The 12,204-nt window shown below is 66.4% G+C and carries 13 protein-coding genes and 3 tRNA genes; 12 read left to right on the top strand and 4 right to left on the bottom strand.

The window, feature by feature from the left end:
• Window positions 1–37: 37 nt before the first annotated feature.
• On the bottom strand, window positions 38–1,462 hold the full coding sequence (locus AC5P6X_RS02100; RefSeq protein WP_088437120.1) for a sugar porter family MFS transporter: 1,425 nt from the start codon (window positions 1,460–1,462) through the stop codon (window positions 38–40).
• A gap of 192 nt (window positions 1,463–1,654) precedes the next feature.
• Between AC5P6X_RS02100 and fdxA the strand changes: the two genes are divergently transcribed.
• The gene (gene fdxA, locus AC5P6X_RS02095) at window positions 1,655–1,978 is read left to right on the top strand and encodes a ferredoxin FdxA (RefSeq protein WP_123958416.1); all 324 of its coding nucleotides are present in this window, start codon (window positions 1,655–1,657) and stop codon (window positions 1,976–1,978) included.
• Window positions 1,979–2,206: 228 nt separating this feature from the next.
• Here fdxA and AC5P6X_RS02090 read toward each other — a convergent pair whose 3' ends face one another.
• A complete protein-coding gene (locus tag AC5P6X_RS02090; protein WP_005409053.1) occupies window positions 2,207–2,722 on the bottom strand; it encodes a hypothetical protein in 516 nt (171 codons plus the stop codon).
• 32 nt (window positions 2,723–2,754) lie between these two features.
• The gene (dapA, locus tag AC5P6X_RS02085; RefSeq protein WP_088437121.1) at window positions 2,755–3,648 is read right to left on the bottom strand and encodes a 4-hydroxy-tetrahydrodipicolinate synthase; all 894 of its coding nucleotides are present in this window, start codon (window positions 3,646–3,648) and stop codon (window positions 2,755–2,757) included.
• A gap of 164 nt (window positions 3,649–3,812) precedes the next feature.
• Here dapA and AC5P6X_RS02080 point away from each other — a divergent pair, with 164 nt between their 5' ends.
• The 10 genes from AC5P6X_RS02080 to AC5P6X_RS02035 all read left to right on the top strand — a co-directional run bounded on the left by AC5P6X_RS02080 (window position 3,813) and on the right by AC5P6X_RS02035 (window position 9,722).
• Window positions 3,813–4,373 carry a glycine cleavage system transcriptional repressor gene (locus tag AC5P6X_RS02080; RefSeq protein WP_005409051.1) on the top strand — a complete coding sequence of 187 codons (561 nt, stop codon included), beginning with the start codon at window positions 3,813–3,815 and terminating at the stop codon, window positions 4,371–4,373.
• 92 nt (window positions 4,374–4,465) lie between these two features.
• Entirely contained in the window at window positions 4,466–4,945 is a 480-nt protein-coding gene (locus AC5P6X_RS02075; RefSeq protein ID WP_088437122.1) for a peroxiredoxin, read from the top strand.
• An 84-nt stretch (window positions 4,946–5,029) separates the two neighbouring features.
• Window positions 5,030–6,430 carry a PhoH family protein gene (locus AC5P6X_RS02070; protein ID WP_005409049.1) on the top strand — a complete coding sequence of 467 codons (1,401 nt, stop codon included), beginning with the start codon at window positions 5,030–5,032 and terminating at the stop codon, window positions 6,428–6,430.
• Window positions 6,427–6,933: a hypothetical protein gene (locus tag AC5P6X_RS02065; RefSeq protein ID WP_329757258.1), complete on the top strand. Its 507-nt coding sequence runs from the start codon at window positions 6,427–6,429 to the stop codon at window positions 6,931–6,933. Before AC5P6X_RS02070 ends, AC5P6X_RS02065 begins: the two co-directional genes overlap by 4 nt.
• 12 nt (window positions 6,934–6,945) lie before the next feature.
• Window positions 6,946–7,614 carry a YoaK family protein gene (locus AC5P6X_RS02060; protein ID WP_049451022.1) on the top strand — a complete coding sequence of 223 codons (669 nt, stop codon included), beginning with the start codon at window positions 6,946–6,948 and terminating at the stop codon, window positions 7,612–7,614.
• A gap of 64 nt (window positions 7,615–7,678) precedes the next feature.
• On the top strand, window positions 7,679–8,488 hold the full coding sequence (gene thiD / locus AC5P6X_RS02055; RefSeq protein ID WP_049451020.1) for a bifunctional hydroxymethylpyrimidine kinase/phosphomethylpyrimidine kinase: 810 nt from the start codon (window positions 7,679–7,681) through the stop codon (window positions 8,486–8,488).
• Window positions 8,485–9,411 (top strand): alpha/beta hydrolase family protein, encoded by a 927-nt coding sequence (locus AC5P6X_RS02050; RefSeq protein ID WP_088437125.1) that lies wholly within the window; start codon window positions 8,485–8,487, stop codon window positions 9,409–9,411. Before thiD ends, AC5P6X_RS02050 begins: the two co-directional genes overlap by 4 nt.
• Window positions 9,402–9,478: transfer RNA gene (locus AC5P6X_RS02045), tRNA-Arg, on the top strand. Before AC5P6X_RS02050 ends, AC5P6X_RS02045 begins: the two co-directional genes overlap by 10 nt.
• Window positions 9,479–9,536: 58 nt before the next feature.
• Window positions 9,537–9,613, top strand: a tRNA-Arg gene (locus tag AC5P6X_RS02040).
• A gap of 32 nt (window positions 9,614–9,645) precedes the next feature.
• A tRNA-Arg gene (locus tag AC5P6X_RS02035) sits at window positions 9,646–9,722 on the top strand.
• A 703-nt stretch (window positions 9,723–10,425) separates the two neighbouring features.
• Here AC5P6X_RS02035 and AC5P6X_RS02030 read toward each other — a convergent pair.
• Window positions 10,426–11,346, bottom strand: coding sequence for a LysR family transcriptional regulator (locus tag AC5P6X_RS02030; RefSeq protein WP_108270684.1), 921 nt, complete (start codon window positions 11,344–11,346; stop codon window positions 10,426–10,428).
• Window positions 11,347–11,486: 140 nt separating this feature from the next.
• Here AC5P6X_RS02030 and AC5P6X_RS02025 point away from each other — a divergent pair, with 140 nt between their 5' ends.
• Complete coding sequence (locus tag AC5P6X_RS02025) at window positions 11,487–12,188, top strand: pirin family protein (RefSeq protein ID WP_005409043.1); 702 nt, start codon at window positions 11,487–11,489, stop codon at window positions 12,186–12,188.
• The last annotated feature ends 16 nt before the right edge of the window (window positions 12,189–12,204 follow it).

Below are 12,204 nucleotides of genomic sequence, written 5' to 3'. Positions count from 1 at the left end.
GCAGGCGCCAACGGAACGCAACCGAAGCCAGTCGCCGTCAGCCTTCCATCTGCTCCAGCTCCTTGCCCTTGGTCTCGCGCACGTAGCGGACCACGAAGAAGATCGAGAGGATGGCCGCCACCGTGTAGATGCCATAGGCGCCGGCCAGGCCGATGCCGGCCAGCAGCATCGGGAAGGTCACGGTGATCGCGAAATTCGACGTCCACTGCGCCGCACCGGCAACAGCCAACGCCGGGCCGCGGATCTGGTTGGGGAACATCTCGCCCAGCATCACCCACATCACCGGGCCCCAGGACATGTTGAAGAACACCACGTAGACGTTGGCCGCGACCAGCGCCAGCCGGCCCATGCCGTCGGACAACTGCAGTCGACCGTCGGCCAGGCTTCCACTGGCGAACGCGACCACCATCAGCACCAGCGCCACCGACATGCCGACCGAGCCGATCCACAGCAGCGGCTTGCGCCCGATGCGGTCGATCAACAGCACCGTCAGCAGGCAAGCACCGATGCTCAGCCCACCGGACAGCACGTTGATCAGCAGTGCGTCGCTTTCCGAGAAGCCCACCGCCTGCCACAGCACCGCGCCGTAATAGAACACCACATTGATGCCGACCAGCTGCTGGAACATGGCCAGACCGATGCCCACCCACAGGATCGGCCGCAGCTTGCCGCTGACCGTGTCGCGCAGGTCGGCAAAGCGCGGCTTGTGCTGGTCCTGGGCCAGGCTGGCTTCGATCTCGGCCTGCTTGGCCGCCGCTGCGGCCTCGCCGTACAGCCGCGCGAGCACCGCCCTCGCCTGCTGCTGGCGCCCCTTCAGGACCAGGAAGCGCGGGCTTTCCGGAATCACCAGCAACAACAGCAGGAACAGCCCCGACGGCAGCGCCTGCATCCAGAACATCCAGCGCCAGGCCTCATGACCCAGCCACAACGGCTCGGTCGACGCCCCGGCGGCGCGGGCCAGCAGGTAGTTGCTGAGGAACGCCGCGAACAGGCCGCAGATGATCGCCATCTGCTGCACGGTGGCCAGGCGCCCGCGATAGCGCGCCGACGCCACCTCGGCGATGTAGGCCGGCGACATCACGCTGGCCGCCCCTACTGCAAAGCCGCCCAGCACGCGGGCCGCGATGAACAGCCACGAGGCGTGGGCTGCGCCGGCGCCCAGCGCCGAGACCAGGAACATCAGCGCCGACACGATCAGGACGCCGCGGCGTCCCAGGCGGTCGCCCAGCCAGCCGGCCAGGAACGCACCGATCGCGCAGCCCAGCAGCATCGAGGCGACTTCGAAACCGAGCGCCGCCTCGCTGGAGTTGAAGGCCTGGCGCAGGCCATCGACGGTGCCATTGATGACACCACTGTCGAAGCCGAACAGGAATCCACCGAGCGTGGCCACGCAGCTGATCAGGACGATGAATGCAGTGTTCTCACCGCCATGGGGTGCGATGCTGGGCTTGGCTGGCGACATTGACGATCCTGCTGGGAAGGGGGCCGGCCACCCGACGCAGCCGGCTGACCCGCAGCGTCGCACAGGCCCCGCCCTGCCGCCAATGACTGCCACGGTCGCGCCTGCCAGACGCCCGATTTCCGCCCCGCGCCGACACCGGGGGCCAACCTGTTCTAGAATTGGCGGGTTCAGGAATCGATCCACCCCCAGCCCATGCCCTTTGTCGTCACCGAAAACTGCATCAAGTGCAAACACACCGATTGCGTGGAAGTGTGCCCCGTGGATTGCTTCCACGAAGGCCCGAACTTCCTGGTGATCGACCCGGATGAGTGCATCGACTGCACCCTCTGCGAGCCGGAGTGCCCGGTCAATGCGATCTTCCCGGAGGACGATGTCCCCGTCGGCCAGGAAGGCTTCGTCGCCCTCAACGCCGAGCTGGCGAAGGAGTGGCCGGTGCTGACCGTGCGCAAGGACCCGCCCGCCGACGCCGGCGAATGGGATGGCAAGCCGGACAAGCTGAAGCTGCTGGAGCGCTGAGAAGCGCCCACGGCGGCAACGAAAAGGGCGCCCACGGGCGCCCTTTTCTGTTTTCCGGTGAACGCCAACCGCAAGACCCGGCACGCCAGCCTTGCGATCCGGCATGCCAGCCTTGCGATCCGGCATGCCAACCTCGCGATACGGCATGCCAACCTTGCGATCCGGTAGGTGCCAACCTTGGTTGGCACAGAAGCGCCGACCAAGGTCAGCCTCTACCAGAGGCAGCCCTTACTGGGCCAGCTTCGCCTTCAGCGCAGCGATCAGCTTCACCGGCGCTTCGGCGGTGGCCGGCAGGCCACGCGGGTCGACCGCGGAGATGTAGGCGCCGGCATCGACGGCGACCACGCGGACCAGGAAGTTGCTGCCTTCGTAGGCCACGTCATACGAGCCGAGCAGCTGGGCGCGGCTGGCGATGGTCACGCCCTCCACGCCTTCCAGCGCGGTACCGACCTTGGCGAAGGCTTCATCCTTGCCACCAGCGATGGTGAAACCGGTATTGCCAACGGCCGGAGCCGCGGCCGCCGGTGCTGCCGGCTTGGTGGCCGACACCAGCGCCGGCACCTTGTTGTCACCGGTGGTGGCCGGCAGGTTCAGGTCCGGCGGCACTTCCAGCGGACGCATTTCCGGGGCCAGGGCATAGTCGCCCTTGACGCCACGCTTGAAGCAGCCGGTGGTACCGGCGGCAACGGCCACCGCAAGCAGGGCGTAGGACAGCACGCGGACAGTGGAAACGGATTGACGCATGTGAATCTCCTGGGTCAGACCAAGACGAAAGGTCAGTGGCTGGAAAGGGCTTCAAGGGCGGCGATGTCGCCGGCAAGATGGTCGGCGGCCGCGTGGTGCGGCGCCGACAGCGGCAGCAGCGGCAGGCGCAGGTCATGGCCGATACCGATACGGCGCAGCAGCGCCTTGACCGGAATCGGGTTCGGTTCAACACCGCAGAAATCATGGAACGGCTGCAGGCGCGCATCCCAGGACTCGGTGGCTTCGTGGTCATGGGCGGCGGCCAGCTCGCACATGCGGCGGTAGGCGCCGGGCAGCACGTTGGAGCCGACCGAGATCAGGCCGTCGATACCGGCCCGGATCGAACGCGCGGCCGTACCGTCGTCGCCGCTGAGCACGGCGAACTGCGGGCTGCGCAGTGCGAGCAGCGCCTGCACCCGGCCGGTGTCGCCCACCGCCTCCTTGATGCCGACGATGTTGGGGTGGCTGGCCAGTTCGGCCACGGTCTCCGGCTGCATGTCGCAACCGGTACGGCCGGGCACGTTGTACAGCACGACCGGCAACCCGCCCTGGTCGGCGACCGCACGATAATGGGCAATCAGGCCGGCCTGGGTCGGCCTCACGTAAGGCGGGGTGACCACCAGTGCATGGCTGGCGCCAAGCGCGGCCGCACGACGGGTCTGTTCGATGGTTTTGGCGGTACCGGACAGGCCGGTGCCGGCCATGACCGGGATGCGGCCGCCAATGCGTTCGACCGCGCTGGCCAGCAGCAGGCCGTACTCGGCATCGGTGAGGGTTGCCGCTTCGCCCGTCGAGCCGGCAACGACAACGCCATGGACGCCACCTTCCAGTTGCAGGTGCAGCAGGCGCTGCCAACCGTCGGGATCGAGGGCGCCGTCGGCCCGGAACGGGGTCGCCAGCGCGGTGATGAGGCCGGAAAGGGACAAGGACGTGCTGCTCTTGGCTGGAAAGGGAAAACGCCCGCCACGAAAGGCCGGGGGCGACCTGAATGTTACTTGCGGCGCGAAAGCACGGGCAAGTATGCTGGACACCGGTGGATCCCCGCCTCTGGCGGGCATTCAGACTAACGCATGCATTACCCGGAATCGCCTTGACCGACACCACCCCGCGCCCCGCGCCGAGCGAAAACCACCTCCTGATCAACGCCTATACGACGCATCCGGAGTCCCCCCTGCTGTCCGTCACCCGCCGCATCGCCGACAGCGGCTGCAATCTGGTGGACGCACGCCTGGCCACGGTCGGCCGCGATGTCTCGGTCACCGCCCTGGCCACCGGCTCCTGGGACTCGGTGGCCAAGCTGGAGGCGATGCTGACCCGGCTGGAGCGCGAGGAAGGCCTGAAGCTGGTGTGGTACCGCACCGCGGCCAAGCAGGCGCAGTCCAACCTGCTGCCGTACATTGTCGAAGTGATCGCCGCCGACAAGCCGGGCATCCTGTTCCAGCTGGCCGATTTCTTCGACCGCCAGGGCATCACCATCGAGAACCTGCAGAGCACGCGCTACCGCGCCATGCAGACCGGTGCGGAAATGTTCAGTGCTCAGGTCACCATCGGCGTGCCGGCCAACATGCACATCGCCGCGCTGCGCGACGATTTCCTTGAGTTCTGCGACCACCTGAACCTGGACGCGATCATGGACCCGATGAAATTCTGATTGGGAGTGCGGATTTTTCGCGCGCCTCTCACGGGCGCGTGGCGTTTCATGCAATTGTCGTAGAAACAACCCAGGCTCGACAGAAGGACCTCATGAACAACGGCGATACCCTGGACAGCACCACCCTCTCCCTGCCGCTGGCGCTGTCCGGTGGCAACCAGGCCACTCTCGGCGACTATGCCGGCCAGTGGCTGGTGCTGTACTTCTACCCCAAGGACAGCACTCCCGGCTGCACCACCGAAGGCATCGACTTCAACGCCCTGCTGCCGAAGTTCAAGAAGGCCGGCGCGGTCGTGCTCGGCGTCTCTCGCGACTCGGTGAAGTCGCACGACAACTTCTGTGCCAGGCAGGGCTTCAACTTCCCGCTGGTCAGCGATGGCGACGAAGCGCTGTGCACCGCCTTCGACGTGATCAGGATGAAGAACATGTACGGCAAGCAGGTACGTGGCATCGAACGCAGCACCTTCCTGATTTCCCCCGACAGCCGCATCGTGCAGTCCTGGCGCAAGGTCAAGGTTGCCGGCCATGCCGATGCCGTTCTCGCCGAACTGAAGGCCTCCCAGTCCAAGTGAGTCCCACTGCCTACTGTGTCTGCCATCACCCTGCCCCGCAGCAGGCCGTGGTGGTTTTTCCCTGTCCGTAACCAGGAATCGACGATGACCCGAGGCAAGCGCATCTACGTGCTGGATACCAACGTGCTGATGCACGATCCGACCGCGCTGTTCAAATTCGAGGAGCACGACATCTACCTGCCCATGCAGGTGATCGAGGAGCTGGACAACGGCAAGAAGGGCACCTCCGAAGCGAGCCGCAACGCCCGCCAGGTGAGCCGCTTCCTCAACGAGCTGGTGCAGGAATCCGGCCTGGACAACCTGGCCGACGGCATTCCGCTGCAGCGCCCCAACGGCCTGCAGCTGCGCGGCAAGCAGAGCGCCGGCAAGCTGCGCTTCCAGACCAGCCACTTCGACGCGGGCAAGAGCTTTGGAAAGGTCATTCCCGACAATGCCATCCTTGGCGCGATCCTGGCGCTGAAGGAAGAAACGCCGGACCTGCCGGTGGTGTTCGTTTCCAAGGACATCAACCTGCGGATCAAGGCCGCCATCGCCGGCATCGTGTCCGAGGACTACGAAAACGACCGCGCGCTGGACGATTTCAGCCTGCTCTACACCGGCGCCACCGAGCTGCCGGAAGACTTCTGGAAGCGCCACGGTGACGACCTGCGCAGCTGGAGCGACAAGGGCCGCAGCCATTACGAAATCCAGGCGCAGGACGGCGAGGAGTGGTACCCGAACCAGTACGTCTACCTGCCCGGCGAAGACGAAGTCGAACTGCGCGTCAGCCGCGTGGTCGGCGACGGCAAGGTAGTGCTGTCGCTGGTCGATGATTTCCGCCACGGCAGCCACGCCGTCTGGGGTATCAGTGCGCGCAACCGCGAGCAGAACTTCGCGCTCAACGCACTGATGGATCCGGAGATCGACTTCGTCACCCTGCTGGGTACCGCCGGTACCGGCAAGACCCTGCTGGCACTGGCCGCCGGCCTGGCGCAGACGATGGACCAGCAGCGCTACCGCGAGATCATCATGACCCGCGCCACGGTCAGCGTCGGCGAGGACATCGGTTTCCTGCCGGGTACCGAGGAGGAGAAGATGACGCCGTGGATGGGCGCGCTGACCGACAACCTGGAAGTGCTCACGCACAACCAGGAAGGCGGCACCTGGGGTCGCCAGGCCACCAACGACCTGCTGGCCAGCCGCATCAAGATCCGCTCGATGAACTTCATGCGCGGCCGTACCTTCCTGTCGCGCTACCTGATCCTGGACGAGGCGCAGAACCTCACCCCCAAGCAGATGAAGACGCTGATCACCCGTGCCGGCCCAGGCACCAAGATCGTCTGCCTGGGCAACGTCGAGCAGATCGACACCCCGTACCTGACCGAGACCACCTCGGGCCTGACCTACGCGGTGGATCGTTTCAAGAACTGGCCGCATAGTGCGCACATCACCCTGCGCCGAGGCGAACGCTCGCGCCTGGCCGATTACGCTTCGGAGGTGTTGTGAACCGCTGCACCCGCCTGCTGCTGCCCACGGCTGCGATCGCCCTCGCAGCCGTGCTCGGCGCCTGCACCACCACGCGCGGCCCGGCCAGTGTGCCGACCGCCGAGCGCACCGGGCAGTCCTGGGTGGTCACCCGCCCGATCATCGCCGCGCAGGTGCTCGACACCTGCTCGCGCGCCAGCCCCGGCCGCGAGCCCGGGCGGGTCAGCGGCTACTGGGCACCCAGCCGGCAGCAGATCGATCAGCTGGAGGCACAGCTGTCGTCGCTGGAGGCACAGGTACCGAAGGTGCTGGACTTCGACCGCCAGTACGTCGGCATCGAAAGCGCCGGCAAGCGGCTGATCTACGTCAACGCGTTCCACCTGCCCGACGACAGCGGCATCAATCCGGCACGCGAAGCGATCCGCGTCTGCGACGGCGGCACGCAGTTCTGGGGCGCGGTGTTCGACCCGGCCAGCAACACCTTCAGCGAGCTGCAGTTCAACGGCGGCTTCGGCGGGCCCTGAGGGGCCCCGCCGATGGGAATACGCCTGCCCACCTGGGTCTGGATCGGCGCGGTCGCGCTCTCGTGCGTGGCCGGCATGGTCAACGTGGTCGGCTTCCTCGGTTTCGAGCACCAGGCGGTCAGCCACATGACCGGCAGTACCAGCCAGTTGGGCATGGCGCTGGCGCAGGGGGACTGGCGCGCCGTCGGGCACCTGTGGGGGCTGCTGATCGCGTTCTCGCTGGGCGCGATGCTCAGCGGCCTGCTGATCCAGGACAGCGCCCTGCAGCTGGGCCGGCGCTATGGCGTGGCACTGGCGCTGGAATCGGCGCTACTGCTGGTGGCCATTCCGCTCTTTGAACAACACCAGATCTGGGGCGCGCTGGCCGCCGCCATGGCCTGCGGCCTGCAGAACGCGATGGCCACCACCTTCAGTGGCGCAGTGGTGCGCACCACCCACCTCAGCGGCATGTTCACCGACCTCGGCATCGGCCTGGGCCACCTGCTGCGTGGGCTGCCGCTGCAGGTACGACGGCTGACCCTCAGCGGCCTGATCATCAGCGGCTTCCTCGCCGGCGGCGTCCTCGGCGCCTGGCTGTTCATGCGCTGGCAGTACGACGCCCTGCTCGCCCCGGCCCTGCTGACCGGCCTGACCGGGCTGGGTTATGTGCTGTACCAGCAGTGGGCGCGTTGGCGGCATTGAATCAAGGACATCCACGCATGGCGTGGATCTACCTTCCCCTCCGGGACCACGGCACAATCAACTGATGAGCCCGACCACTCCCGTTTCCGCCCTCACCATCGCCGGCTCCGACTCCGGCGGTGGCGCCGGCATCCAGGCCGACCTGAAGGCCTTCGCCGCGCACCGCGTGCATGGCCTCTCGGCGATCGCTGCACTGACCGCGCAGAACACCCGCGGCGTCATCGCCGTGCACGTGCCACCCATCGAGTTCCTGCGCGCGCAGCTGGATGCCTGCTTCGACGACTTCGACATCCACGCGGTGAAGCTGGGGATGCTGGCCAACGCCGAAGTGATCCATGCCGTCGCCGAAGCGTTGGAGCGCCACCGCCCACCACATGTGGTGCTGGACCCGGTGATGGTCGCCACCAGTGGGGCACGCCTGCTGGAAGACAGCGCATTGCAGGCCATGCGTGAGCGCCTGATCCCGCTGGCCACGCTGATCACCCCCAATACGCCGGAAGCGGAACTACTGGTCGGCCGGAAGATCAGCAACGGTGAAGACGCAGAACAGGCCGCCTCCGCCCTGCTCGACCTGGGGGCCGGTGCGGTGCTGCTGAAAGGTGGCCACCTGCATGAAGGCAACCGCGTGATCGACCGCTACTTCGACGGCGTGAGCAGCGAAGAGTTCATCCATGCCCGCCTGCCGCTGGACGCACATGGCACCGGCTGCACGCTGGCCTCGGCCATCGCCGCGCAGTTGTGCAACGGCTTGAGCCTGGCCAATGCCTGCGAAGCCGGTATCGACTACGTTGCACGCGGCCTGCAGCAGGGCTATGCCCCCGGCCGCAGCGAGGTGCTGGTGCTGGATCACTTCGGCGCGGCACCACACGCATGAGCCTCACACCCGGCGTCCTTGCCGTGCAGTGCGCTGATGGCCATCGCTACGAAGTGATCGCCTGCGTGCCCGCACAGCCCATCGCACGCCTGCTGTGGCTGCCGGCACTGGGCGTGGCGGCGCGCCACTACCTGCCACTGGCTTTGGCGCTGGCGGCGAAGGGCGTGGCGGTGTACCTGCACGAGTGGCGCGGCAACGGCAGCAGTTCGCTGCGCCCATCGCGCACGCAGGACTGGGGCTATCGCGAGGTACTCGAACAGGATCTGCCGACCAGCCAGGCCGTCCTGGCCGCAGCGGATGACGAAGGCGACGCCCTGCCCTGGATCATCGGCGGCCATAGCCTGGGCGGGCAGCTGGCCTGCGTGCATGCCGGCCGCAACCCGCAGCACTTCAACCGGCTGTGGCTGGCCGCCAGCGGCTCACCGTTCTGGCGCGGATTCCCACCACCGCGTGGCTGGCTGCTGCCGCTGGTCTACCGCTTCCTGCCGTGGATCGCACAGCACCAGGGCGTGCTGCATGGCCGTCGCCTCGGCTTCGGTGGCACCGAAGCGCGCGGGCTGATCGCCGACTGGGCGCGCGTCGGCCTGAACAACCATTACGCCGCCGTCGGCATGGACGAAGACCTCGATGCGCAGATGGCGCGTGTGCATGGCAGCGCACAGGCGGTGCTGATGGAGCACGACTGGTTGGCCCCCACCGGATCGATGCAGACGCTGCTGGCGAAGCTGCCGAATGTGGACGCGCAGCTGCGCGTGCTGTCCGCGCAGGAACTGGGCACGCGCGCCGATCATTTCGCGTGGCTGAAGGCCCCTGATGCCGTGGCTGACAGCTTTTTCATTCAGTTGGATGAAAATTTTCACAAAACTGTTGACGGTACGCGCCGACATCCGCATAATTCCGCTCCTGTCGCAGGGCGCCCGTAGCTCAGTTGGATAGAGTACCTGGCTACGAACCAGGCGGTCGGGAGTTCGAATCTCTCCGGGCGCACCACTCGACAGGTTTCCGGCATCCGCCGCTGGAAATGCAGTAAAATTTGATTGTGTACCGCGCGCCCGTAGCTCAGTTGGATAGAGTACCTGGCTACGAACCAGGCGGTCGGGAGTTCGAATCTCTCCGGGCGCACCATACACAGTCAGCACAACAAGTTCATGTAATTGGCGCCCGTAGCTCAGTTGGATAGAGTACCTGGCTACGAACCAGGCGGTCGGGAGTTCGAATCTCTCCGGGCGCACCATTACACCGAAACAGCAGGCCTCGGCCTGCTGTTTTTTTATGTGTGTTTTTCGGCAGGGCTGCGCCCTGCATCCTGGTAGTGCCGGCCGCTGGCCGGCAACCTCAACGGCCACGGCAACGGCAACGGCAAAAGCTGGCATTCCGTGGGCTGGCGGGGCGGCATGGACAGGCAGGACACGCCGTAAACCCCGCTCCGCGGTCCGGCCCAGCCGCTGGCGGCTGTGCGTTCGGGCGCTTGCGAAGCAATGCTTCGCAAGCAAAGCGCCCTCACCCATGGGGGCTCGATGGCGGCATCCATGCCGCCAACGGTCCTGCCTGCCCATGCCGCCCCACCTCTGACAGATTTCCGCGATCTGATGGATCCACGCCATGCGTGGATGAATCTCCATCGAGTTCGAGTATTTCGATAATTGATCGAAGAGCATCCACGCATGGCGTGGATCTACCGTGTCGACCAAGGTCGACACCTACCAGAGCAGTACGCCGTTCCGACAGATCGCGGAAAACTGTCGAAGGCGGGGTGGGCCCGGTTGCGGGGGCGTGAGCCGCATGGATGCGGCGACCGAGCTTACATGGATGTACTTGCAGCGGCCCCCGCAACCGGACCCACCCCGCCATCCCTCAGGAAACCAGCTTCTGCTGTTGCTGTTGCAGTTGCTGTTGCTCTGGATCGTAGCGGGTGCAGGGCGCAGCCCTGCCAAACCTTACCCCCTGGCCATCGCCTGCCACCACTGCGACAAAAGCTCCGGCCTGCGCAGGCGCTCGCGCCACCAGCGCAGTGCGGCGCCATCCTCTCCGGTGCGCCAGGCCAGCCAGAAGGTCTCTTCCGGCTTGTGTTCCTCCACCTCGCGGATCACCAGTTGGCCGCGCGCCACCGCAGCGCGCGCGCACGGTTCGGGCAGGAAGCCGAAGCCCACGCCTTCGCACTGCAGCTTCAGCTTGCTGGCCATGTCCGGCACCGTCAGCATCTCCTGCCCCATCAACAAGCCGACCGTGCGCGGCAGCAACCTGCGCGCGGAATCAGAGACCGCGATCGCGCAGTGCTCGACCAGCTGCTCTCGACCCAGCACGCCCCGCACTGTGGCCAACGGATGATCGGGCGCGACCGCGAACACGAACTCCACCGTGCCCAACGGCTCGACCACGTAACCACCGCCACTGGGGCCCTCACCCGGCGCGCCGACCAGCAGGTCGGCACGGCGGTCCAGCAGGGCCTCCCAAGTGCCGGACAGGGCCTCGCCGATCAATCGCAGCCGGGTCGGTGCCTCGGCCTCACGAAACGCGGCGATATCCGGGCCGAGCAGCCAGGTCGGGAACACCGAATCCACCGCCAGCGTCAGTTCGGTCTCCCAGCCCGACGCCACCCGGCGCACCCGCAGTTCCAGCTCGCGGGCGGCGCGCAGCAGGTGCCGGCCTTCGTCCAGCAGCGCGCGGCCAGCCTCGGTCGGCTCGGCGCGCGGACCGACCCGGTCGAACAGCTGAACGCCCAGGTCCTCCTCCAGCTTGGCCACGGTGTAGGAGATGGTCGAGGGCACCTTGTGCAGGGCCTTGCCGGCGCCGGCAAAGGAGCCGCGCCGGTCGATGGCATCCAGGATCTGCAGGGCATCGAGGCTGAGCTTGAGCATTCGAATTTTTCGATGATGGCTGTCAAAACTATCCGTTTTTCAAACCCAAGGCGCAAGCGGATACTTCTCTCCAACGGGGAAACACAGCGGCTGCCAGCCCACCCCGCCCCATCGAAACCATCGAACAAGGAGATTCCATCATGCTGCAGATCCGCAAGAGCGCTACCCGTGGCCTGGCCGAGCATGGCTGGCTGTCCTCGCGCCATACCTTCTCCTTCGCCAACTACTACGACCCGCGCTACGTCAGCTTCGGCCCGCTGCGGGTGATCAACGAAGACAAGGTGATCGGCGGTCAGGGCTTCGGCACCCACGGCCACAGCAACATGGAAATCATCTCCTACGTGCTGGGCGGTGCGCTGGAACACAAGGACTCGATGGGCACCGGCTCAGTGCTGCGCTACGGCGACGTGCAGCGCATGAGCGCCGGCAGCGGCGTCACCCACAGCGAGTTCAACCACTCGGCCGACGAGACCGTGCACTTCCTGCAGATCTGGATCTTCCCGGACACCGAGAACATCACGCCGTCCTACGAGGAGACCCACTTCGCGCCGGAGACCAAGCGCGGCCAGCTGCGCCTGATCGCTTCGCCGGACGGTGCCGACGGTTCGCTGCGCATCCACCAGGATGCCCGCATCTTCGCCACCATCCTCGACGGCGGCCAGAAGCTGCACCATGCCCTTGGCAACGGTCGTGGCGCCTATGTGCAGGTGGCCCGTGGGCAGCTGCAGGTCAACGGCATCACCCTGGAAGCCGGTGATGCGCTGCAGGTCAGCGACGAAGCCCAGCTGACGCTGGAAAACGGCAACGATGCCGAAGTGCTGGTGTTCGACCTGCCGCTGTAACCACATCGCCCGCGAT

The sequence above is a fragment of the Stenotrophomonas sp. YJH_SMC_40 genome (assembly GCF_059368615.1).
The sequence above is the reverse complement of the archived record's forward strand: the minus strand, read 5'-3'. Positions and strand labels throughout refer to the sequence as shown.

Excerpts from the sequence above, each read along its gene's own strand:
- AC5P6X_RS02070 (WP_005409049.1), top strand. The coding sequence starts at position 5,030 with ATGACCCGAGGCAAGCGCATCTACGTGCTGGATACCAACGTGCTGATG.
- AC5P6X_RS02090 (WP_005409053.1), bottom strand. The coding sequence starts at position 2,722 with ATGCGTCAATCCGTTTCCACTGTCCGCGTGCTGTCCTACGCCCTGCTT.
- AC5P6X_RS02025 (WP_005409043.1), top strand. The coding sequence starts at position 11,487 with ATGCTGCAGATCCGCAAGAGCGCTACCCGTGGCCTGGCCGAGCATGGC.
- AC5P6X_RS02100 (WP_088437120.1), bottom strand. The coding sequence starts at position 1,462 with ATGTCGCCAGCCAAGCCCAGCATCGCACCCCATGGCGGTGAGAACACT.
- AC5P6X_RS02050 (WP_088437125.1), top strand. The coding sequence starts at position 8,485 with ATGAGCCTCACACCCGGCGTCCTTGCCGTGCAGTGCGCTGATGGCCAT.
- AC5P6X_RS02075 (WP_088437122.1), top strand. The coding sequence starts at position 4,466 with ATGAACAACGGCGATACCCTGGACAGCACCACCCTCTCCCTGCCGCTG.
- AC5P6X_RS02060 (WP_049451022.1), top strand. The coding sequence starts at position 6,946 with ATGGGAATACGCCTGCCCACCTGGGTCTGGATCGGCGCGGTCGCGCTC.
- AC5P6X_RS02030 (WP_108270684.1), bottom strand. The coding sequence starts at position 11,346 with ATGCTCAAGCTCAGCCTCGATGCCCTGCAGATCCTGGATGCCATCGAC.
- thiD (WP_049451020.1), top strand. The coding sequence starts at position 7,679 with ATGAGCCCGACCACTCCCGTTTCCGCCCTCACCATCGCCGGCTCCGAC.
- fdxA (WP_123958416.1), top strand. The coding sequence starts at position 1,655 with ATGCCCTTTGTCGTCACCGAAAACTGCATCAAGTGCAAACACACCGAT.